18 protein-coding genes are annotated in these 23,589 nt (G+C 37.0%); 6 read left to right on the top strand and 12 right to left on the bottom strand.

What is annotated here, in order from left to right; genetic code table 11:
* Nucleotides 1-5 precede the first annotated feature (5 nt).
* Complete coding sequence (locus tag BCL90_RS14350; RefSeq protein WP_121284699.1) at nt 6-770, bottom strand: LiaF transmembrane domain-containing protein; 765 nt, start codon at nt 768-770, stop codon at nt 6-8.
* Nucleotides 771-902: 132 nt separating this feature from the next.
* Here BCL90_RS14350 and BCL90_RS14345 point away from each other — a divergent pair, with 132 nt between their 5' ends.
* On the top strand, nt 903-1,775 hold the full coding sequence (locus tag BCL90_RS14345; RefSeq protein WP_121284698.1) for a ChaN family lipoprotein: 873 nt from the start codon (nt 903-905) through the stop codon (nt 1,773-1,775).
* Between the two features lie 129 nt (nt 1,776-1,904).
* Here the strand turns inward: BCL90_RS14345 and mscL are convergent, their stop codons facing one another.
* On the bottom strand, nt 1,905-2,354 hold the full coding sequence (gene mscL / locus BCL90_RS14340) for a large conductance mechanosensitive channel protein MscL (RefSeq protein WP_121284697.1): 450 nt from the start codon (nt 2,352-2,354) through the stop codon (nt 1,905-1,907).
* Between the two features lie 168 nt (nt 2,355-2,522).
* On the opposite strand from mscL, the gene rpoN reads away from it, so the two are divergent.
* Nucleotides 2,523-3,995 carry an RNA polymerase factor sigma-54 gene (rpoN, locus tag BCL90_RS14335; RefSeq protein WP_121284696.1) on the top strand — a complete coding sequence of 491 codons (1,473 nt, stop codon included), beginning with the start codon at nt 2,523-2,525 and terminating at the stop codon, nt 3,993-3,995.
* 533 nt (nt 3,996-4,528) lie between these two features.
* Here rpoN and BCL90_RS14330 read toward each other — a convergent pair.
* From BCL90_RS14330 to BCL90_RS14320, 3 genes are all read right to left on the bottom strand, one after another.
* Nucleotides 4,529-4,741 (bottom strand): hypothetical protein, encoded by a 213-nt coding sequence (locus BCL90_RS14330; RefSeq protein WP_121284695.1) that lies wholly within the window; start codon nt 4,739-4,741, stop codon nt 4,529-4,531.
* A gap of 57 nt (nt 4,742-4,798) precedes the next feature.
* The gene (locus tag BCL90_RS14325; protein WP_121284694.1) at nt 4,799-4,939 is read right to left on the bottom strand and encodes a Sec-independent protein translocase subunit TatA/TatB; all 141 of its coding nucleotides are present in this window, start codon (nt 4,937-4,939) and stop codon (nt 4,799-4,801) included.
* Between the two features lie 129 nt (nt 4,940-5,068).
* The gene (locus BCL90_RS14320) at nt 5,069-5,923 is read right to left on the bottom strand and encodes an HD domain-containing protein (protein WP_121284693.1); all 855 of its coding nucleotides are present in this window, start codon (nt 5,921-5,923) and stop codon (nt 5,069-5,071) included.
* 225 nt (nt 5,924-6,148) lie between these two features.
* Between BCL90_RS14320 and BCL90_RS14315 the strand changes: the two genes are divergently transcribed.
* Both BCL90_RS14315 and BCL90_RS14310 read left to right on the top strand, forming a co-directional pair.
* The gene (locus BCL90_RS14315; protein WP_121284692.1) at nt 6,149-6,802 is read left to right on the top strand and encodes a TetR family transcriptional regulator C-terminal domain-containing protein; all 654 of its coding nucleotides are present in this window, start codon (nt 6,149-6,151) and stop codon (nt 6,800-6,802) included.
* 7 nt (nt 6,803-6,809) lie between these two features.
* Nucleotides 6,810-8,114 (top strand): ABC1 kinase family protein, encoded by a 1,305-nt coding sequence (locus tag BCL90_RS14310; protein ID WP_121284691.1) that lies wholly within the window; start codon nt 6,810-6,812, stop codon nt 8,112-8,114.
* Nucleotides 8,115-8,138: 24 nt separating this feature from the next.
* On the opposite strand, the gene BCL90_RS14305 is transcribed toward BCL90_RS14310, so the two are convergent.
* Both BCL90_RS14305 and BCL90_RS14300 read right to left on the bottom strand, forming a co-directional pair.
* Complete coding sequence (locus BCL90_RS14305; protein WP_121284690.1) at nt 8,139-8,534, bottom strand: hypothetical protein; 396 nt, start codon at nt 8,532-8,534, stop codon at nt 8,139-8,141.
* A 53-nt stretch (nt 8,535-8,587) separates the two neighbouring features.
* Nucleotides 8,588-8,944 carry a response regulator gene (locus BCL90_RS14300; RefSeq protein ID WP_121284689.1) on the bottom strand — a complete coding sequence of 119 codons (357 nt, stop codon included), beginning with the start codon at nt 8,942-8,944 and terminating at the stop codon, nt 8,588-8,590.
* Between the two features lie 267 nt (nt 8,945-9,211).
* Between BCL90_RS14300 and BCL90_RS14290 the strand changes: the two genes are divergently transcribed.
* Entirely contained in the window at nt 9,212-9,814 is a 603-nt protein-coding gene (locus BCL90_RS14290) for a GIN domain-containing protein (RefSeq protein ID WP_121284687.1), read from the top strand.
* 253 nt (nt 9,815-10,067) lie between these two features.
* Here BCL90_RS14290 and BCL90_RS14285 read toward each other — a convergent pair whose 3' ends face one another.
* The 5 genes from BCL90_RS14285 to BCL90_RS14265 all read right to left on the bottom strand — a co-directional run bounded on the left by BCL90_RS14285 (nt 10,068) and on the right by BCL90_RS14265 (nt 20,926).
* The gene (locus BCL90_RS14285) at nt 10,068-12,494 is read right to left on the bottom strand and encodes a GAF domain-containing protein (RefSeq protein WP_121284686.1); all 2,427 of its coding nucleotides are present in this window, start codon (nt 12,492-12,494) and stop codon (nt 10,068-10,070) included.
* A 141-nt stretch (nt 12,495-12,635) separates the two neighbouring features.
* The gene (locus BCL90_RS14280) at nt 12,636-16,241 is read right to left on the bottom strand and encodes a BamA/TamA family outer membrane protein (RefSeq protein ID WP_121284685.1); all 3,606 of its coding nucleotides are present in this window, start codon (nt 16,239-16,241) and stop codon (nt 12,636-12,638) included.
* Nucleotides 16,242-16,706: 465 nt separating this feature from the next.
* The gene (locus BCL90_RS14275) at nt 16,707-17,621 is read right to left on the bottom strand and encodes an SdiA-regulated domain-containing protein (protein ID WP_121284684.1); all 915 of its coding nucleotides are present in this window, start codon (nt 17,619-17,621) and stop codon (nt 16,707-16,709) included.
* 51 nt (nt 17,622-17,672) lie between these two features.
* On the bottom strand, nt 17,673-19,712 hold the full coding sequence (gene ppk1 / locus BCL90_RS14270; protein WP_166792209.1) for a polyphosphate kinase 1: 2,040 nt from the start codon (nt 19,710-19,712) through the stop codon (nt 17,673-17,675).
* Nucleotides 19,712-20,926, bottom strand: a complete 1,215-nt coding sequence (locus tag BCL90_RS14265) for a Pycsar system effector family protein (protein WP_121284683.1) — start codon at nt 20,924-20,926, stop codon at nt 19,712-19,714. Before BCL90_RS14265 ends, ppk1 begins: the two co-directional genes overlap by 1 nt.
* A 486-nt stretch (nt 20,927-21,412) precedes the next feature.
* Between BCL90_RS14265 and BCL90_RS14260 the strand changes: the two genes are divergently transcribed.
* Nucleotides 21,413-23,563: an alpha-galactosidase gene (locus BCL90_RS14260; RefSeq protein ID WP_121284682.1), complete on the top strand. Its 2,151-nt coding sequence runs from the start codon at nt 21,413-21,415 to the stop codon at nt 23,561-23,563.
* Nucleotides 23,564-23,589: the final 26 nt, after the last annotated feature.

Below are 23,589 nucleotides of genomic sequence, written 5' to 3'. Positions count from 1 at the left end.
AATATTTAGAAACTTTTAATTTCAATCCCGCCAAATAAAGCCGTCCCATCTAAAATTAATGTTTTTTTCAACTCTGCTACCGGCATCACATGTGATCTTTTATCTTCAACGCTCCCAAAAAGTGCCGTTACGTTCGATTTTATTGCCCAGTTTTGGGGTACAACTAATTTAATTCCTCCAAAAACTGCTGTTACATCAAGCGACACAGTTTCAGGAAAATCTGCCTGGCTCATTACAATATCCGCTCCTCCAAACACAGCCGTAATATCGCCTCCCTGAAAGTTTTTAGAGTAAACCGTTTGGTTACTGCCCCCAAAAACCGCCATTACATCAATAACATCATTATTATTTGCCGTTTTCTGATCGCTGGCTGTTTCAAAATCAAAATCGGCTTTGTTTTTATCTTTGCGTTTTTTCTTATAACCAAAAGTATCCTTTGGTCTGAAGATTAAAAAACCGCCTACTATCACTAAACCAATACCTAATGCATATTTAGATAAGTCGAGATCTAATCCGGGAATATTACATAAAGTATTGTAAGCGCCGATCAAAATCAAAATCAGCCAGGCTATTCCTTTAAAGTTACGACGAACGCCGAGAAATACACCAAGTAAAATTAAAAAATTAGACCAGCTGAATATCCACCTCGGAATCGCTAATCCCATATTGTTCAATAAAAATGCAAATCCGATGATGACTATGACGAAACCGCTCCAAACCCTTCCTGAGTTTTTAAGCTGGCTGTTATCGTTATTATTTATATTTTCCATTTGTGCTCGTATTTAATAATCCAAAAATATTGATAAGCACCCAATCATAATATATATAACATGCAAGAACCCGGTAAAAGGCGGTAAGTGCCCCTATTTTATCGGTGAAAATTATTTTGTTATTTTGATGGCATGAAATTTCTCTTATTAATGTTTGTTCTTGTTACTTCTACCTGTTTACAGGCACAGGAAATGAGTAGCCATTATCAGATCTACGATGTAAAAAAACAAAAACTGATAGCAATAGACGATATTGTTGCTGATATGGAGCAGGCAGATGTTTTATTCTTTGGCGAAGATCATAACGATTCTGTAGGGCACTACCTTGAAGCGCTGCTTTTCAGAAAACTCCATTCAAAATATCCATTAAAAACGGCGCTATCTTTAGAAATGTTCCATACCGATGTACAACCTGAGTTAGACGAATACCTGGCAGGATTAATATCAGAAAAAAATTTTATTAAAGAAAGCAGGGCGTGGGGAAATTACAAAGATTACAGACCTTTAATTGAGTATGCCAAACAGAACGGGTTAAAAGTTGTTGCCGCAAATGCGGCAACACGTTACAGCAATGCTGTTACACTAGGCGGACTTAAGGTTTTAGAAAATTTCCCAAAAATATCATCCAATTTTTTACCTCCCTTGCCTATTGATACGGCTCAGGGTAGATATTATGAAAAATTTACAGAAACTTTAGGTGGACACAGTATGGGTTCGATGAAAATTTATCAGACCCAAAATTTATGGGATGCGACCATGGCCTGGTCTATTAATAAGTTTATTAAAGCAAATAAGGGCATAAAGGTTTTTCAACTTAACGGGCGTTTCCATAGCGATGAAAAACTGGGGACACTGGCAAAACTCAAACAATTAAATCCAAAATTAAAAATCCTGAATATTTCGTCGTTTTCTGATGAAAGCTTTATCAACCCCAATTGGGAGAAATTTAAAAATCTTGGTGATTATATCATAATAACAGATCCAAAGGCAAAAAGGAGTTATTGACCTGAATCAGTTAAAAAGATGTTCAGCAGATATTTACCACTTGAGCCGTCACCCCGACAGAAGTACCTAAAAATAAGTTCTTAAAAAGAAATGGCTCCGCAACCGGGATCGGTCTGCGGAGCTTTAATTTTATGCTTTTGCTTTTAGTAAATCTCTGATTTCAGTTAAAAGCACTTCTTCTTTTGTAGGCACAGGTGGTGCGGCAATTGCTACGGCTTCTTCTTTCTTTTTCATTCTGTTAATTGCCTTAACCATAATAAAAACAATTAATGCCAATAGTATGAAGTTGATCGCAACCGTAATAAAATTACCGTATGCAAATATAGCGGCATCCGGAGCAGCTTTTTTGGCATCTGCCAACGATGCGCCTTCAGGAATAAGTTCTGATCCTTTACCCATTGCAAAGTAAATGCTGCTGAAATCTGGTTTACCCACCATAGCAGCAACTACAGGCATTATCAGGTCTTCAATTACACTGGTCACAATCTTACCGAAAGCTCCACCAATAATAACCCCAACCGCTAAATCGAAAGCATTCCCCTTAATGGCAAACTCTTTAAATTCTTTTACGAACCCCATACTTATTTTCGTTTAGTTTTATTTATTTACTAAAGTAGCAAACATTAAACTCAATACAAATGTTTAGCAAATTAATTTTAAAACCAAACATATCGATAGCATTTAGATCAAATCAGCATAATATCTGAAATCTATTGTTTATTTTTGCCCTATTCTTTTCTATTTAATATGCTAAAACAACACCTACAACAAAAATTATTACAAAAGTTATCACCACAACAAATACAGTTTATTAAATTGTTGCAGGTACCAACCGTTGCTTTAGATACCCGTGTTAAAGAAGAACTCGAAGAAAACCCAGCGCTTGAAGATCCAAGCTTAATGACTCAGGATGAGCCAAAGAGCGAATATGATGATCTAAATGATGGACCTGAAGATTATGAACAACCATCAGAAGATACCAGCATGGATGAATTTAACGTAGATGATTATTTACAGGATGATTCGACCAACGATTACAGCACCAATTACAATAATGGCGACGACGATGAGGAGAAAAAAGAAACGCCAATAGCTATAGAAAGTACATTTTTTGAAAGTTTACAAGAGCAATTAGACCTTATTCCCCTATCCGATCAGGATTTTATTATCGGCAAACAGATTATTGGCAGTTTAGATGATGATGGTTATTTACGCCGTCCGTTGGGCTCCATGATCGATGACCTTGCTTTTTCTCAGAATGTTATTGTTGAGGAAGAGGATGTATTGGAAATGTTAAAACTGATCCAAAGCTTCGATCCTCCGGGCATTGGCGCAAGAGACCTGAAAGAATGTTTACTGATCCAGTTAAAAAGAAAAGATCCGAACAATCCTATTATAGTTAAAGCAATGAATGTTGTAGAAAACTATCTGGATGAGTTTACCCGTAAACATTACGATAAATTAGAAAAAAGTTTAGGCCTGGATAGCGAAGAGCTTAAAGAGGTGGTTAATGAAATTTTACGCTTAAATCCGAAACCAGGTGATGCCAATCAGGTTACGACTAAACAAATGCAGATTATTCCTGATTTTCACATCAGCAATAACGATGGCATATTAATTTTGACTTTAAATTCGAAAAATGCTCCAGAATTAAAGGTAAGCAGATCTTACCAGGAAATGTTTGAGCATTACGACAAGGCTGCATCCAAAGATAAAAAGCTAAAAGAGGCTGTTCAGTTTGTTAAACAAAAATTAGATTCCGCCCGATGGTTTATAGATGCGATTAAACAAAGACAACAAACTTTGTTAAAAACGATGAATGCCATTATGCACTATCAATACGAATATTTTTTAACGGCCGATGAGCGTAAAATGCGCCCGATGATCTTAAAAGATATTGCAGATAAAATCGATATGGATATTTCAACCGTATCCAGGGTAGCCAACTCTAAATATGTACAAACCGAATTTGGCACATTCCTATTAAAATCTTTCTTCTCAGAAGCAATACAGACTGAAAACGGTGAAGAAGTTTCTAATAAAGAAGTAAAAAAGATTTTAGAAGATTGCATTGGCAATGAAGATAAGCGCAAACCTTTGGCAGATGAAAAACTAACCGAAATTTTAAAAGAAAGAGGTTACAACATTGCCAGAAGAACGGTTGCGAAATATCGTGAACAAATGAATATTCCGGTAGCAAGGCTGAGGAAAGAACTTTAGTTCAGTTGGCAGTTTTCAGTTATTAGTTTACAGTTACTATCTAAAGTATAGCATTTCAAATTGCCAAATGATAGGATAGTGCTGCGCTCGAAATATAAGTGGTGTATTTTGTGATTGGGAAATGAGCGGTTCTTTGTGCGTGGCAGCTTCAGTCCCGCTTTCCATTCCAAGTCCGCACTCGTTCCTCGCTTACGGGCTTTCCATTACATCCGATAGCTATCGGATCGGGCTTATGAGCATAGGCCTGTGCATTTTCACCTTTGAAATTGAATAATGGCTTAGCTATTTAGCTCCTGTTATAGCGTTACTATAATATAGTCCTCGTTTGCAGCATTACTCTAATGTCATTAAGTTAAACACTGCGATTGTCAGTCTGAGCGTAGTCGAAGACTTATTTAGATTGATAAATCACAATCAATAGAATCCAATAAAGATGACAACTCCACTTTAATATGGTTCCCTGTTAAATCATCAACTGATTGATATTAATAAATATCACCTTTATTTAATTTAATTGGCTAGATGATAAAAATTCAGTTATTTCCCTGATCGGACTGGTCGCCGCTACCATATTTCTCTGAAAAATCTTTGGCCTTTTCATCTGCCTCATGATCACTATGCGCTTCAGGTTCCAGATTCTCCTCTAAACGATCGTTCCAGTTATCGAGTCCTTTTTCAGGATTTTCAGTATTTTCTTTGGTAAAATCTGATTTTGATTTGGTCAGGTCTTGTTTTTGATTTTCCATATTGGTGTTTATTTATGGTAAAACAGTGACTATAAAGGAAAGTTTCATTTACAAAAATTATTTAACTGGCGGCTCATTTTTGGCATCCTTAAATTCTTTTACACTCTTCCCTATCCCCCTCATTAATTCAGGTAGTTTCTTACCACCAAAAATAAGCAGGATAACCACGCCGATTAAAATAATTTCTACTGCAGACATATCGTTATATTTTCCCCAATATACGTGATTTCTTTTAAACCGGATTGTTTGATTATTGGTTTATTGGCCATTATCAAATTTGGTCATTGGTTTCCTAGTACCCGGCATAAACTCCAAATTGAATGAAAACTAAACCAGCAACGCATTTAAAGTTCTTTTTTTAATGTTTGGTACCGCACCATGGCGCATAAATTCAGCAAAACCTTTTAACTGTTTAATCGACTTGATGGCTTCATAGCCTTCATATGATGTTCTGATTTTGTTCAGCAACATGGTATCTGTTTTAAACAGGTCACTTTCAACCAATATTCCTTTATTCAAAAATTTCTTAATCAGTTCGGCCATTTTGCCATTGGCATATAAATGAAGGGGCAATTTAAACACCTCATTATTCAGCTTCTCAAAAGCTTCATTAATCCAGGCTACTTCAGTTTCTGCATTTACCGCAATTTTTCCATCTTTCAATACAATGGAAGTCAAAAATTCGCGTGCACGCTGGCGGGAAATTACCCCACCATGAATACCATCGCGTAAAGTATAATCCAAACGATCAGCACAGAGTGCCGGCAAAGGCTGTTCTAAAATGTCAAAGGTGCCATACAGAATCTGGTTAACATTATATCCATATTTCAACAGCACATCAGGCACTTCCGATTTACATAACACTTCGGCAAAAACCTTTTCATGATAATCTTCGTCCAGATTATCGTAAACATAATCGCCTACATGAGAAAAAGCAGTATGTGAAATATCGTGTAGCAAGCCTGCAATTTGCTCCAGTTCCGAGCCACCAAGCATCCTGATCAGCATGGTTACTCCAACGGCATGCTCTAACCGCGAATGGCAGATATCCGGATTGACCAAAAATATAGCACCGCTTTGATGAACCCCACCTAACCTTTTTAAAGCGTCAGTATTTAACAGATCAGAAAATACCATTGGCAGTTCCATTTTGCCATACAAAAAATCGTTCACCTGAATCATATTACCGTGCTTTAGTTAAAAGAATAATCAGCAACAAAAATACTAAATAAATTAGCTTTACAGCGAAAAATTATCAACATTAAAACAAGCTAAAAACTAAATTAATTAGTCAAAAACCAACTTTCAAATATTTTGAAAGCTATTATTACAATTTCATGATCAACAAAAAACCAGCAGTAAAAACAACCCGATTAATTAAACGTTATACTTGTAAAAAATAGCGATATGGCAACTGTTGAACAAATTAGAAAAGGGTATTTAGATTATGTTTTAACGAACAATGAAAAGCCTAAATCGGTTTACATTTTTGCAAAAAAGATTAAAATTACCGAAGCCGATTTTTATCAGTTTTTCTCTTCTTTCGAAAGCATTGAAAAAACAACATGGTTCGAACTTACTTTCGAAACCATTACAAAAATCAAAGAGCAGGAAGTTTGGCTCCAGTATACGGCCAGAGAAAAAATGCTTTCTTTCTTTTACAGTTATCTCGAAAATCTGAAGAATGAGCGCAGTTTTGTGATTTATAGCTTAAAAAATCACCGGGGTAAATTTTCTACCCCTGATGTACTGGCTGGTGTAAAGCCTATTTTCGAGAACTTTGCACAGGAAATTATTGAAGAGGGTTTAGATAGTGGAGAACTTGCTGAGCGCCGCTTTTTAAGCAAAAGATATAAGGATGCCTTATGGATCCAGTTTGCCTTTATTCTTAATTTCTGGATCAACGATGATAGTGAGGGTTTCGAAAAAAGCGACGAAGCCATAGAAAAAGGCATCAACGTTACTTTCGATCTTTTTCAGCATTCGCCAATTGATAATTTATTGGAATACGGGAAATTTTTATCCAGAAACGGAAAATTTGCAGAAAAGATGAGGTTTTAAACATTAGATGAAGACACAAAAAAGTATTCCAACTACAAAGGTAGAGCGTTCGGCAAAATTTGTTAAAACTGGCATTCAGATCGGCGGTAATTACATCAAACATTATTCAAAAAAACTGTTTAACCCTGAAATGGACCGGGAACAGCTTAACGAGGATAATGCTACCGACATTTATAAATCACTGAGCGAACTTAAGGGAAGCGCCTTAAAAATTGCACAAATGCTGAGCATGGATAAAAATATCCTGCCGAAATCTTATGTCGATAAGTTTAGCCAGTCGCAATACAATGCTCCCCCGCTTTCAGGCCCATTAATTGTGCGCACTTTCACCAAAAATTTCGGTAAAACACCTGAAAACATTTTCGATAGTTTTAACTTAAATTCCAGCAACGCAGCTTCTATCGGGCAGGTACACCAGGCCATGCTTAATGGCAAAAAATTAGCCATTAAAATTCAATATCCTGGCGTGGGCGATAGTATTTCGTCTGATTTAAAACTGGTAAAACCTTTCGCATTCCGTTTACTGGGCATGTCTGAAAGAGAATTGAATATCTATATAAAAGAAGTTGAGGAACGTTTGCTCGAAGAAACTGATTATGAACTGGAAGTTAAACGTTCTATAGAATTTTCTGAGGCCTGTAAAAACCTAGATCATGTGGTTTTTCCGAAATATTATTCCGAATTATCTGGCAAGCGTGTCATTACCATGGATTGGATTGATGGCCAGCACTTGAAGGAATTTTTGCAGACCAATCCCTCGCAGCAACTTCGGAATAAAATTGGTCAGGCCTTATGGGATTTCTATAACTTTCAGCAACACGAGCTGAGGGCTGTACATGCAGATCCACATCCGGGAAATTTTATGATCACTCCAGATGAAAATTTAGGCGTAATTGATTTTGGCTGTATTAAAGAAATGCCAGACGACTTTTATTACCCGTTTTTCTCCTTAATTTCTACTGATGTCATCAATGATAAAAATAAAACCATCGATGCTTTTAGAAAACTGGATATGATCCATGCAGAGGATTCTGCTGAACAGGTTGAGTTTTATTATAAATCGTATAAGGAAATGATCAGTCTGTTTGCCAAACCTTATATCAGTAAATCTTTTGATTTTAGTAAACCTGATTTTTTTGAGCAGCTTTATGCTTACGGTGAAAAGATCTCTAAGATGCCAGAATTTAAACAGGCACGTGGCGTAAAACATTTTATTTATGTTAACCGGACTAACTTTGGATTGTACCAGATTTTGCACGAGTTAAATGCAACGGTTAAAACAGATACTTTTAAACCATCCTTAAATAGATAAACTATAGTTAGCGGCATTAAAATTTTATTTTGATTGGGTTATTGTTAATCCATCAAAATAATTTCCATTTTGTAAGCCTACAGACAAAAGCCTATCAACATTTGTAGTATTCTCATTCATGGTAATAATAATTTTGTTTCCATCCTTTCGCTCAACCTGAAAATCAGCGTGATTAACAACAAAATTCATAGCGGTTTCTTTGATGTTTCTTACATCAACTATTGTATTGTTATATGCAATACTATTTAACCACCAACCTGTAGATTTGGTAGTTATTATGATTGAATTTTTACTGGAATTAAGAATGGCTGTTTTTTGAGATAATTTTATATTATCGTCCCATTTCCCAATTTGTTTCCTACAAGAAATGGTAAAAAGGAGTAAGATTACTGATGAAATGTAAAAGATATTTTTTTTCATAAAAATTAGCTTTATTATTTTAGATATAATAAAACTAAACATTCTATTTAAAATTAACTATTTTTCTTTACCACATTAACCATGTGATCGATATCAAATGGTTTTTCGATATAATCATCGGCTTTACAATCTTCTGCCTGTTGTGGTAAGTTATTGGATGTTGAGGTGAGCACGGCCGGTACATCTTGCGTTTCAGGGTCAGATTTAAGTTCTTTAATCACTTGCGACCCCTTCTTTTTACCTTTGATGTGATCATCAACAATCACCACATCGGGCTCAATTTCATCTATTTTATCTATAGGATCGGTTGTTAATGATGCCGTAACATCAAAGCCCTCGTCTTCTAATACCTGGTCCATTATATCAAGGATATCTTTATTATCCTGAACAAGTACAACCTTTTTTTTCATAAATAAACAGCCTAAATTCTCACTAAAGATAAAAAAAAAGAGCAATCCAAAAATGAATCTTAAAAGATTTTACAAATGCTTGGTAAAGTTTCAGGTTTTCGTCTTGGATTAATGCCTGTTCGTCGAGTAATACACATCGATTGTATAAAAATGCAACATGGCCTGCAACGTTTTTGATTTCATGGCGTCTTATCATCAAAACAAAAACAAAAAACTTAACCATTTAAATAACAATTAATTAACATTTAATTATTAAATAAAAATATTATGAAAACCGCTATTAAAATCCTCATCGCAACTTCATTAACAGCAATTGTTTTATCATCTGCTGTATTTACTACAAGCGTTTCTGCTATTGAAAAAGAACCAGATGCCATTACAAAAATATCAGCCTTTAAAAGAATTTCCGTGGCAGGGAATGTAGAAGTAACCATTATCCAGCGAGGTAATGCTGGTATTTCTTATAGCGAAGATAACACAGGCACAGCAAAAGTGATGCAAAATGGAGATAATTTAAAAATCACATCAACCAGTACCGAAAAAACAAAATTAATCGTTTATGTAAATGATTTTTTCAGGATTGAAGCATCTGGAAATGCCGTTGTTAAAACCGAAGGAAAACTAACCACTAAATATCTTCAAATCTTTTTAAAAGGAAATGCACATGCAGATATCAATACTAGCTCAGAAGGTTTATATACTGTAATTTCAGATCATGCAGATTTAAAATTAAGTGGCTCTACCGATATCCATACACTGGTAATGGGTAAATCACAAAAGTTAACCATTGATAGATTTGCTGCTTTAAAAACCAACATCAGTTCGATAGAAACTGATGCTGTTGAAAGAGAAATCGCCGCAATTAACTAAGGATAACATACACAAATGAAAAAAGGCTTTCTGATCGGAATCGGCAGGCCTTGTTTGTTGTCATGGAAAATGCAAGATGGGTGATGGAGTGCACACCAATCATTACCATAGGTTATGGCTTCAGTAACAAGTCCGTATTGCATTAGCTTTTAAGGCGAAGAAAAATAGGACTCTTTTTATTGAACGCTATCGATTTACACAAGGGTTAAAACAAAAAATCCGCTGGTATTATGCCAGCGGATTTATGAAGAATTTAGTGCTGCAGCACTTTTGCAATTTCCTTCTCAATAGATTTAATTTCTTTAGGTTTAAGCTTCTTAGCGGCATCTGTTCTGGTTGTTACTTTATTTTCCAGATACTTTATACCTACCCTTAAAGCTTTTAAGCCTGATACGCCCTGAAGTTCATCCAATTCCAATTGCTCTAAATCGTCGTTTAAATAACCTTGAACCTGCATGTATTTGATATATTCTATATACTCTTTGGCTTCTTCAGGATTAAAGTAAACCATAGAAATTTTATGCGGCTGCGTTAAACGTTCTGTAGTTCCTTTTATCAGTACTTTATCAATCCGTTTTTTAACTACCTCGTAACGGATATTGTAGGCTCCTTCTACATCAAAACGGCGTTCATCGTTCCTGAAACTAATGTCAATAGCATTTGAGTGGATAAAAATTAATTGCGTAGTTTCCAGTGCGCGTGGCATTTCGGCAATTAAACTATTTGATAAACGGGCAATATCGACCATGGATGTAAGCTGCCACAAGCGGATATTTTTCAGGTAAAGTAAATCGAACGGTTTTTCGGGTGCAATGTCCTGACCAATATAAATATCGTACTCTACCCCATCTGTTCTAAATTTGGCAAAATAACAAGGATAAGAAGCCTGCAGCTTTGATTGCGATTTTTCCAGGTACTGGCTTACTTCAGTATTGATCAGCTGCATAGAAACTTCCAGCTGCCTGCGGTTTTCGAATGCGGCTCCGGTTTCCGGCACTACCACTTCGAAATATTTATCGATTACGGCTGCTGTTTCAGGATGGTTTCCTTTAATAATAGATAAAAAAGGATAAACCTCAACTTCCAAAAATTCGTTTAGCTGGCTTTCTTCGTTTGATGAAGCAAAATCGCCAATTCTTTTAATCCAGTCTTTACAATTAAAAACCAGCTTATCAATCAGCTCTAAAGAAACATGTTTACGGATAAGTTTTAAAGTATCAATTAAAGCATTTAACTGCACTCCCATATCATCTTTAAGCGCTTTGTTACGCTCGATGGTGGAGTTGCGGATATCGATAGCACCAAAAAGCGGATATAAATGTTTAAAGGTAACGGTCTCAATCTCTTTTAACTTGTGATAACCATTATTCTGCTGAAGGAAATGCCAAACAGCTTCGTTAAATTTCCATTGAACGGAAGGTTGCAAGGCCGTAAATTTATCCATTAAAATTTCGTCCATTTTGGCATTAAACTCTTCAATGCTGTATTGGAAAAGCTGACCGATTAAAGGCATGGCCGGACGTAACCTGGATAACAATTTATCATCAACTACTACCTCATCAGTAGAATATACCTCCAGTACGCCTGCCAGTTCTTTATTATAGTAAATAGGCAGCACAGAATAAGAACAAACACCCTCAGCTTTTAAAACCTTTAAAAAAGGATCTTTCTCTATCTGATCGTCGTTAATGGCGCTCACGAAAATAGCCCTCGGGTTTTCCTTGTATTTGTCAACCAGCGAATAAAAAACTTCTTCTTCTAAATTGGATGCTTTTGCCGAATTGATGAGTTTGCTTTGCGAAAACTCCTGGTTATCGAATACGAGCTTATTGTTAACCGTTAAAAAAGGCATTAAGCCAAATTCCAGCTTGCTGTTACCACTAAGTGTTTTTAACGCATGGATTACATGAGTATAAGCTTCGGTTTGGTAGTTATGATCAGCCAATGCACTGCGGATACCTTCAATGGAGTGTTGTAAAGTAACATCAGTAATGGAAATGATGCTAAAGCCTTCGAAATGAAAATTATTCAAAGGCAGATTTTCTACCAGGAATTCTAATTCTGTTTCTTCCTGAAAATGTTTACCCAGCGCTTCAAAATTCAGCTCAGGCAAATCACCCTTATGCATAATTTCTACAAACTTGGTATCCGTCTGGATATTGTAGTATTGCGTAAGCTTAGTTTCGGGATTAATATGGGCATAAATGATTTCGTTTTTCAGTACCGGGGTAAAATTATAAAAACGGCCTAAAATTACGTTGTAGATAAACTTAAGCTGTTTTTTCTCAACCGGCTCGTTATCTTTCGTTACCTTATTTTTAGGATCGTGATCCTTAAAAAATTTATAAAATGCATTGGTGCTAAAAAAAATCTGATCCGGAATCGGCGTACTTAAAGCCCAAAACAAATCGTCTTCGTTATCCATTAAAGGCGTTAGAATGGTAAAAATCAATTCTAAAGTATCTTTATATTTGGATAATTCTTCTGCACTGATGTTGCCAAGAAGCACATCGTCTTTTTCAATTTTTTGAAGTAAAAACCTGTAAAATTCAGATTTTACCGATTTTTCTGTTTTCAACCTGCCCTTTAGGTATTCCACAAGGGGGCGGAAAGACAGAGATGATTCTACCTGGCAATGTATACATTCGTTTTTATGTATCTGTATTACATTGGTATTCATTGTATAAGTTCTGCTATATGGTAAAAATTATAATTATCTAATGTGTTACTAATCAATTGCAAAGATAGCTACTACCCTATACAATGTTAGTCTGCTGAACGTAATACTTAGATAAAACATCCATATTGATGTTACACAAATTTAGTACCTAAAATTCAATGACACGTACGGATACCAGCCATCACTGGAGTGTCCCATCACTAATCGCACAACTGTGAGTGATGCCGGAGCAAAATAAACCCCTCCGCCAACACCATGGTGCCATATTGTTGAGGTTTCGTCACGTTTCCAGACCCTGCCAACATCGTAAAAACCAAGCAAGCCTACTTGTCCGGGTAAAACGTAACTTACCAAATCGCCAAGCTTTGCCCTGAGCTCCAGGTTGTTGTAAAATATATGTTCGCCGGCAAATCTGAACTGACGGTAACCTAACAGATTCCCTTGTCCACCTAAAAATAAAGCCTGGTAAAATGCGGGTTTACCAATGGTTACACCGCCGCCGAAACGATCGGCCAAAATGAAGTTTTTTCTGCCATCTAAATTTTTATATAAGGCAATGCTACCGGTAAGCTGGGCTATAGAATTAGAATATTTATTTACGCCCTTGTAGCCCAATAGTTTAAAATCTACAAAACTGCCCAGTGTTGGCAAGAGGTCATTATCGCGGGTATTGTTGGTGAAATTCACAAATGCTCCGGCAAACATTTTTTCATTGCGTACGGTTAAACTATCTGATGAGTGCAGCTGAGAAGCATTTTCAATAAACCTGCCTGCATTATCTTCCTGGTTAAGTTTGTAATACTGAAATGCAGGACCAACGCTAAATGTAGATTTAGGGCGGCGCCAGCGAATGGCAGCATCTACCTGATACAGGTTAAAACGTGCACGGTAGTACCTGATATCATCGCCATGTTCATCAAAATGGGTTTCGTTACCAAAACCAAAGAAATTCTGTGTGTTGTTTGGTGCGAAGGCATCGGCTTTCAAAACAAAATCGCCCTTACCTAAAGCTTTTAACCACTCACCTTTATAATTAAACCTGAAAGCTTTAGTCGAAAATGAATGCAAAAAGGAAATAGTTTGCGAATTGCCATAAGGTTGCTTTCTGAAACCAGGATTGGTCTGTTTGTAGATCAGGCCCAATAAAAGACCATCATCCTGATTATAACCAGCATTTAATAACCACGAATTCCGGCGGTACATATCTTTTGGGATATAGCTAAAGTTGGCGGTATCGTTTGAGATAATTTTCCTGATCTTATTGACATCTTCCCCATTATAAGTTGCCTTATCGGTTCTGCCGTATAATTTAACAGATCCGTTACTGTTTGCAAAATCATAAACTTTAGTGCCCTTTCCACCAATAATCCGCAGTTTAATATTCGAATTTTTGTTGTTTAGGATCAGGCTATCGTTACCGTTATGCATATACACCCTGATCTCTTTGGTTACTTTAGGATCAAATTTCCGATCGAAAAGCTCATCTTTAATATTACCTTCTTTAGAAATTTTATTGATTTTTACACGTAGTCCATCTTTTTCAGCATCGGTAATCTGAATCAGTTCATTCTTATTGGTCACTTCAATATCTACAATTCGGTTAAAGAAATGATAATACTGGTTCATTAATTTTGGCAAAGTGGCTATCCGGTTACGCATCTGTGCCAAAAAGGCATCGTGATGTAATGAATAACTTGGCTCAGGAAGTTTTTTCAATGCTTTTTCGAAAACCGCATCGTTATAATTTGCGCAGAAATCTTTTACAATTTTATCAAATTCCTCCTCGTCAATATTGGCTGTCCAGCGGCTGCTGATTTCTCTTCCCTCCCATAAAAACCAATTGATATCTTTTATACCACGCTCATAGCCCTGCATCATCGGTAATAATGACGAAGATTGAGTATAACGTTGCAACAGGCCATCAGATCTGAAAAATACCTGATCGCGATCTCTTGGCACCGGCGAATAAAGCGACCCATCTTTAGTCTTCGTTTCTTTCCAGCGCCACTGGTCTTCGTGTCTGTCCCAATCGCCCAATAATACATCAAATGCCCTTGCTTTTACCCAGGCTGGTCCGTCTAATTTATTGTCGTTATCTTCGGTTAGTTTTTTGTCCATTTTCGGCGAACTATCTGATTCTCCGGTTGGTTCTCTTTCTTCGAACAAACACAAAGTATTGGCAAATGCCGATTCAAATTCGCCCAGATTATCATCAGGAGAAACCCAGCCAATAATCGGATTGCTATGTGCAATGCCACCAGCTTTAGCAAGTTCAGGAACTACGAGTGCAGAAAACGGATGCTGTGCAGACATATTATCCTTTATAATATCTTTAGCAAAAGTTTCGCGCAATGCGGCAGGTAAAAGTACCTCCGGGTATTTTTCAACGCTGCGCAATACGTATTCTTTACCATTTTTATCTTCTAAGCGCAAAGACCGCGATTGATTACCTCCACCACGTTGTGTAGCCTTTAAACCACCCACCATTTGGGAAACCCTTAGTACCGGAACTTTCGTTTTGGCGGCATATTCTTTACGGTAATTTTCGCCAAAAATATAACGGTGAAAACGGCCTACGCTATCATATTCTGGCTTAACCCGCACAAAAATGCTATCTGCAGTTATTGGTTTATCTCTATTTCTTGTTTTTTGAGGAATGGTTTCGAACTTTTTAACGTAACTATAAACTTTTTTAACGCTCGTATCCGAATAAATATAATATTCGTAGCGCATATCATTGTTTTTCAACTGATCGGCTACTACATATCCCTGTTGCATTTCATGGAACAAAGAAGTTTTACCTTCCTTATTGGGCGATACTTTTGATCCCGAACCACTGATAATCTGCAATTGTTTTCCTTTAATTAACTGTAAACCATGTTCATGGCCGGCCACATAAGTTACATTCGGATAATCGCCAAATACACCTGTAACCGACTTAATCATATCCTTATAAGCCGGATGGTTTAAATCTTCAGGACTCAACAAGGTAGAACGTAATAACGGATAAACAGACCCTAAACCAGGCAAAGGGATATATAGATTTTTGTTTAAAGAAGTTAGCGGAAACAGGTGATTCCGTAAGTTAAAATAACCACCATGTGGTCCATAACTTTGAAAGGGATGGTGTGATGCCAGAAGAATTACTTTATCCTTATTTTCTTCTAATAACTGCTCCATTTTTACCAGCACCTCATCTTTGGTACGGCAGTCGCAATCGCCATCAGGATTAGCTTTATTGTAAGGAAACAGCCACCATTCACTATCGTAAGCTATGATGGTGAGTTTATCAGTTAATTTAATGGCTATGGGATCGGGACAACCATTATCAGGAATCAGTTTCAACAAAGGATCGTTCTGTTCTCTGAGATAATCGCCCTGGGCTTTTATTTTGGCCAGTCCTTTAGGCCCTGATTTATCCCAATCGTGGTTGCCGGGAATAAAATAAACCGCAGCGCCCATATTACGCATCGGTTCGAACTGCGAACGCAGAATCTTTTTGGTTTCCTCTTCGTCTATACTTCCCGGCAAGCCCATTCCGGTTGGGTAAATATTATCGCCCAGATATACAACGGTTGTTTTTTTTGGAAGGATCTGCTTTGCAGCGTTTTTTAAATCCTGCATTTGGGCAGGGTTCATTTCGCCTGCGTCGCCAAAAAGAATTACACGGTATTTTACATCATCCTGCGCAAAGGCAATGAAGTTGATTAAAAATAAGATGTTAAAAAGGGTAAATCTTTTAATCATAGACTAAGCGTTTGTATAAAGGTAGTTATTTTAAAATTTATTTTATTTCTCATTAGCATCGTTCCAAAAAAGATCGTCATTGCGAGGAGGAACGACGAAGCAATCTATCATGCTAGTGATCCTTGATATAAAGATTGCTTCGTCGGCTGAAAAAGCCTTCTCGCAATGACGATCCCTCGGGGAGATTTATTTAAAGGTAGCAACTCCACCATTAAATTCTACTGTCATTTATATTGATTTTATAAATATATACCCCTACCATAGACAAAATCTATCAGTACGGCCATCATACGATAGCTATCGGATCTCGCGCAGGCGGGAATCTTAAAGCGCTTGCATTACGATTATTCATAAGTTTCCCTTGTTTCAAAGGCATTTATGATCACTCCGTGATTCCCAATCAAGTTGGGAATGACGATTCCTCGCAACTTATAATACGATCGCGTTAGGATACCTCTACCAAATTTACTTTTTCAATTTAAACAGTAAAATATTACCAGCGGCCAGGGTCCCACCCTCATTAGAGATATAAAGGTTATTATCGCGGTCAAAGGCGATGCCTTCTGGCTGGTTAAATAACTTCGGATCTAAGGGATGTGTTGTTTTAACCTTGAAATCAGCATCTGTAATGACCAACATTTTGTTTACTGACGAAAGTACATACCACTCGTTGGTTTTTGCATTTTTAGCCAATGCTGATGGACGGAACCTTGATTTTGAGCTTTCGGATGCTTTTTCGATCGCTTTATGCGAAAGGCTGAATTCTCCGGCTGCTGTTAATGAAGCATCATCAGCAACTTTAAAGCCATAAATACTGGAAACTTTTGCTTTAGAATCGGGTTTGCTATCTTTAGTCAGCACGTAAATCATGTTGTTTTTTTCATCTGCCGCCAATCCTTCATACTCTGCTTTGGGCACAAGATCTTTGGTTTTGGTTACATTAGCGGCTTCTGGCTTGCCTACTTCAGCAATTGGAAAAGTATGCAGTTCGCCATTGCTTTTTAACACAATGAAATAATTTTTGATGATGGTTACATCTTCATAATCGCCTTTGCCACCAAATTTCGTAAATTTTGACTCTTTATCGCCCAAACCTAAATGAAAGAGGTCTCCATCTTCATCCTGTATCGCAAATACTTCTTTTGGATCGCCATTATGAAATACAATGCCTGAAATTTCGAAAAGATTATGTGGCATGTTGTATTTTACCGGATTGGCAAGATCATAAGGAAAATCTGATTTTGCTGCCCCGCTGGTTGAAGCTGTTGTACTGGTTGAATCATTTTGTTTATCATCGCGGTTACCGTTTACACACGATACGCTAAAAAAAGCTGAAGCGACTAAAAGACCTGAAGCCAAAAAAGTTTTATTGTATTTCATAAGGGTAAAAATTTAATGTCCTTGGTCTGTGAGGACACAGACCAGGGCACTTTATTTATTTTTCAATAATTCATAAATATCATGCTGAGAGGAAACAAGAACCCCGCCAGTTTTAACAGGAATATTATTCATGTTTTCATCTATACAAACCGCCTGCACGTTATCTTGTTTTTGGATTTCGATAATAGCTCTTATTTCCTCCTTAATCTGCTCGTTATAAATCGGAAAGCAAACTTCAATTCTTCTATAGATATTCCTGTTCATCCAATCAGCAGAGCCCAGGTAAACGTCATATTTACCTAAGTTGTTAAAAACAAAAACACGTCCGTGCTCTAAATAACGATCTACAATACGGGTAACCTTAATGTTTTCGCTCATCCCTGCTACACCTGGAATCAGGCGGCAAATGCTCCGCACAATCATTTCAATCTTTACCCCTGCTGCTGACGCCTCGTACAGTTTATTGATTAAAACCTTTTCTTCCAGGTTATTCATTTTAATGGTAATACCTGCTGGCTTACCTTGTTTGGCGTGTTCAATTTCCCTGTCGATAAGGTTGAGAAAAACCTGCTGTAAATTAAACTGAGCCACCAATAAGTGATTAAATTTAACCTGGTCTGAAGAGGTAGGTTTAACCCTTTTGGCCAGAAAAATAAACAGTAATTCTACCTCACGCAGCATTTCTTTATTGGCCGTCATTAAAATATGATCGGTATAAAAAGCAGCTGTGCTTTCATTAAAATTTCCGGTAGCAAACAAACCAGAATAACGCATTCTGTTACCAACCTGGCGTTTCACCAAAGCTACCTTGGCATGAACTTTTAAAGCGGTAACACTGTAAATAATATCAACGCCAACTTCCTTCATTTTTTTCGCCCACTTGATGTTATTCGCCTCATCAAAACGAGCCTTAAGCTCAACCAAAACGGTAACTTTTTTGCCGTTTTTTGCCGCGCTGATTAAAGCATTTACAATTTTCGAATCGCTGGCCACGCGATATAACGTAACGTAGATCTCCCTAACTTCAGCATCAATAGCGGCTTCGTTAAAAAAGCGCAACACACTATCGTAACTCTGGTAAGGTGTGTGTACAATAATATCATTTTTGTAAATAGCCTCGGTTAACGATCCATCTATTAAATCGGTATTGCAGATTTTTGGCCAGTTTTGGTTGGATAACTTTGACGAACTAACCGGAAAACCCATAAAATCTTTCAGGTTATGGTACTGCCCGCCTTCTATCCTATTGGCTTTTTTTAAATTGAAAAGTTTTTTAAGCAGTTCAAATACATTGGCCGGTATGCCGGGCTGGTGAAGAAAACGTGTCGCCAAACCCGAATCACGTTTTAGCAATTGTTTTTCCAGCTGCTCTGATAAACTACCGGAATATTCATCTTTCAGGTCTATTTCAGCATCTCTGGTGATTTTGAAACTATAACATCCGGTCACTTCACCTTGCGGAAAAATACGGTCTAAATGAAAACGCACAATATCATCCAGAAACACCACAAAGGTTTCATCACCTGATTCGATCTTATAAAAACGGGGTAACTGATTGGAAGGGATATTTAAAATAATTACTTCTGCATCTTCTTTATTTTTTAGTGTAATCAGAAAATACAGCTCATTATTGGAAGGAAAAAAATCGGAATCCGCATTGAGGTAAACAGGCTGCAAAAAGGCCATTACCTGGCTTAAAAAATACCTGGTTATGCTTTTCTCAATTTCTGCGGGGAATGGCGCTCCGTAAATTAAGTTTATCTTATTTTCTTTGAGCAAGGGAATAAGCTCTAATTTAAGCACCTTACCGTAACGCTGCTGCTGACCGGAAATGAGCTGATTGGCTGTATTCAACAAATTTTCATCAATCCTGATATCGTTATCTTCCTTATTGCTCAGTTTCTCTAAGGCGAGCAATACAGGCATGCGTACGCGATAAAACTCATCAAGGTTAGAAGAAAATATCGACAGGAATTTAATGCGTTCTAAAAGCGGAACGGTACTGCGCTCTGCTTCCATTAAAATACGCTCGTTAAACTTTAGCCAGCTTAAATCTCTGTTAAAAAAAGAGCTTTCTACAATCTGTTCCATTAAAGTTTACCGTAAGCTGCGTAAGCAATTACAAATGCAAATACTGCTGCAATTAAACCAAACATGAAAATATTATAGGCCAGTCGGATCAGCTTATACTTTCTGCCTAAAACTACACCCTGCGAGTATACATCGGTAATTAAGGTTCCATATAAAAAATCTTTATCGTTCATCACCTTAATCATCCCGTCGGTATAACTTGGCAAACTCATTTTATAAAAGTTACCAAAAAACAACAGGTTTACCTTTTTCTTATCCATATCTTCTTGGGTAAATTCTCCTTTCGGAATAGATGGCCGGGTTGATAAAATGGAAACAACTACGCAGGTTAAACTTACCAATAGCAAAATAAATGTTGGGATAATCAGGTTGCCATGGTCTTCCAACCGCCTTAACAATAAACTTACAATTAGTGAAAGCATAATCGAATTTACGGTGATGAGGATGTGCGCCTTATTATCGGCCATATCACTCAGCCGTTGGTTATTGGCTGAGGTAATCCTAAACATGGTTTCGATCCCTTTATCTGGCCTATCGTCTTTATCCTTCTTTTTTTTATCTTTAACAATAACGGGTGCAAAGCTTTTAGGTTCTTCGAGTTCGGTATTGATTACTTCTTGTGCAGTGAGTTTACTTTTCAGTTTTTCGATATTTTTCTGTTTCTGATCGCTTAACAGCAGATTGGCGTAGTCGGTATGGTAATGGTGCGATTCCATAAACTGGATATCCTTTTTGCGCCAATCAGATTTACTGATCTCTTTTTTATAGATCAGTTCATTTTCCTTATGCATTAATTTACCTTTTGCACGAAAATCGGCCAGTCCTAAATGGAACAAATCTGCGTCGCAAAGGATTTTATCAATTTCACTTTTAGGTTTCTGAGGAATTTTAGTGGCCAATATTGCACTTTTAACCTGATCACGGATTTCCCGGTTTACCTTATGTTTTGCCAAAAAATCATCAGCCAGCACTGCTCCTTTTGCTTCGTGGTTTAATGCATCTTCAAAATATCCTGTATCATGAAACCAGGCTGCAACGGTTACCGTAAAAAAATCCTGCTCGTTTAACTGGTAATGATTGGCAATTTGCTGCGCAGCATTTACTACTTTTTCCGTGTGTTCGAGGTTATGATAAACCAGGCGTGGATCGCTATGGGTATGGAAGTAATCGCCAACATGCTTTTCTACATCTTCCTGCAATTGTTTATAGTTCATGAGCTTATTGGGGTTGCGATAATTTGATATGATGAAGGAAATGCATTTTATTGAAAATCTTTAAAGCTGAAAAATCGGTTTATTTTTATAGGGATAAAATTACGCTATTTTTTTAAAAACAACACTGATCTCCGCTCAACAATAATAATGCCCCTTTTATTTTACAATTAGATTTAGAAATGTGAGTGTTTGGCACTATAACCTCATGAAATCAAGTTTATTCTTGTTAAAAAAAGATTACAATTTGATATAAATAGCAAATTCATTGGCGCTAGAAAGCACTAATTTCAATTTAATTAACTTTATGGTCAATCATCAGTAGAATTTTAGTTTAATGCTAATATCACCAAATTGAATAATAAAAACAGGTGTATACGCGGCACATTTTACGATCAGCATTCCTGATTTAAGCTGCTGCAAATATGACCTGAACTTTTTCCCGGAATAAATAATGAAAAGAAAAAACACCTATTTTTTTTACTGTTAATGGCAATAGCGCTGAATGGCTTTGCGCAAAAAACAATAGAAATCACAACAAAAAACAATGTACTGATTTTAGAAACAGATCGTGACAACACTTTATTATCAACCTACCTTGGCAAAAAACTAGACAACGCGGGCGAATACCCGGGCATACAGGCATTAGATAAATATAAGCCTGGCTCTGATGATCTTTTAAACAAACGTGAAGCTTACATTGCCTCCGGCTCGCTTAATTTATTAGAGCCGGCATTAACCGTCACCCATAACGATGGAAACAAATCGACGGTATTAACATTTTTTGATGTAAAAACTGAACAGCTGGATCAGAACAGAAAATTGACCAGCATCATCCTTAAAGATCTAAAATACAATTTTCAGGTGACCTTAAAATACCTGGCTTATTTTAATGAAAACGTAATTGAGCAGTGGACTGAAATCAGGCATCAGGAGAAAGGCACAGTAGTGCTCAACAAATATGCTTCAGCAAATCTTACGCTGAGTGGAAAAAAATTCTTCCTTAAAAACCAATATAGCGGTGCTACCCGCGAAATGCGATCGGAAGAGCAGCAATTACTGCATGGCATAAAAACCATCGATTCGAAACTGGGAACCAGAACAAACCTGCTTCATTCTTCTTCTTTTATGGTTTCGATAGATCAGCCTGCAACTGAAGACCTGGGTGAAGTAATTGCCGGATCGCTGGCATGGACCGGAAACTTTAAGTTGGATTTTGAAACTTTTGACGAGTATTACCTCCGGGTAACCGCCGGGATCAATAATTTTTCGTCGAATTATACTTTAAAGGCTGGCGAAAATTTCGTTACCCCCCGCTTTATTTATACTTACTCATCGGCAGGAAAGGGCTTAGCCAGCAGGAATTTGCACGATTGGGCCAGAAACTATCAGCTATTAGATGGCAAAGGCGAAAGGTCTACCATCTTAAACAACTGGGAAACCACTTATTTCGATTTTAATGATGAGAAACTAAATGAATTGACTAAGGATACCAAAAAATTAGGTGTTGATGTTTTTTTATTGGATGATGGCTGGTTTGGCAATAAATATCCACGTAATGGCTCTACTGCTGGTTTGGGCGATTGGCAATATAACAGGCAAAAATTGAAGAACGGCATCAGTGCTTTGGGTAAAGAAGCCACAGCTAGCGGTGTAAAATTTGGCATCTGGATAGAACCTGAAATGGTAAACCCTAAAAGTGAGCTGTATGAAAACCATCCCGATTGGATAATCAGACAGCCTGAAAGAAAAGAATATTACATGCGCAACCAGTTGGTGCTGGATTTAACCAACCCCAGGGTTCAGGATTTTATTTACAAAACAGTTGATGATATTTTTAAGGAAGTACCGGAAGTTGCCTTCATTAAATGGGATTGTAATTCTCTGATATACAATGCCAACTCCCCTACGTTAAAAAACCAGGATCATTTTTATCTTGAATATATCAGGGGATTAAACAGCGTACTGGATAGGATTAGAAAAAAATACCCTAAAACACCGATGATGCTTTGTGCCGGAGGTGGTTCGAGAGTTGATTATGCTGCACTACAATATTTCACCGAATTTTGGCCCAGCGATAATACCAATCCATACGACCGGATTTTTATTCAGTGGGAATATTCGTATTATTTCCCTGCTATTGCAATAGATAACCACATTACCGATATGGGTAAACAGTCTATTAAATTTAAAACAGATGTGGCTATGATGGGGAAACTCGGTTATGATGTACGCGTAAATGAGTTAAGTAAAAATGATTTACTTTTTAGCCAGAATGCCGTTAAAACCTATAATAGCTTTAAAGATATTATCTGGCATGGCCAGCAATACCGCCTGCAGGATCCATACGAAAATAAAATAGCTTCAATTGCTTATGTTAATGAGTCAAAAGATCAGGCCATTGTTTTTAACTATTATGTGGCCACCCTGTTTACAAACGGTGTGATATTACCGATTAAACTAAAAGGATTAGATTCAGCTAAAAGGTATAAAATAGAAGAAATTAATCTATACCCTGGCGTTAAATCGCCGATTGACAGCATCAAAGTTTACTCTGGCGACTTTTTAATGAAAGTAGGCTTTAATCCGGAAGCAAATGCTTACAGAACCAGCGTGGTTTTAAAGATACAGGCTATATAAATTGTTAAAAACATCAACGAGCTATC

This window comes from Pedobacter alluvionis, from assembly GCF_003664035.1.
In the GTDB taxonomy this organism is placed as follows: domain Bacteria; phylum Bacteroidota; class Bacteroidia; order Sphingobacteriales; family Sphingobacteriaceae; genus Pedobacter; species Pedobacter alluvionis.
This window is presented reverse-complemented; position numbering and strand designations above follow the sequence as displayed.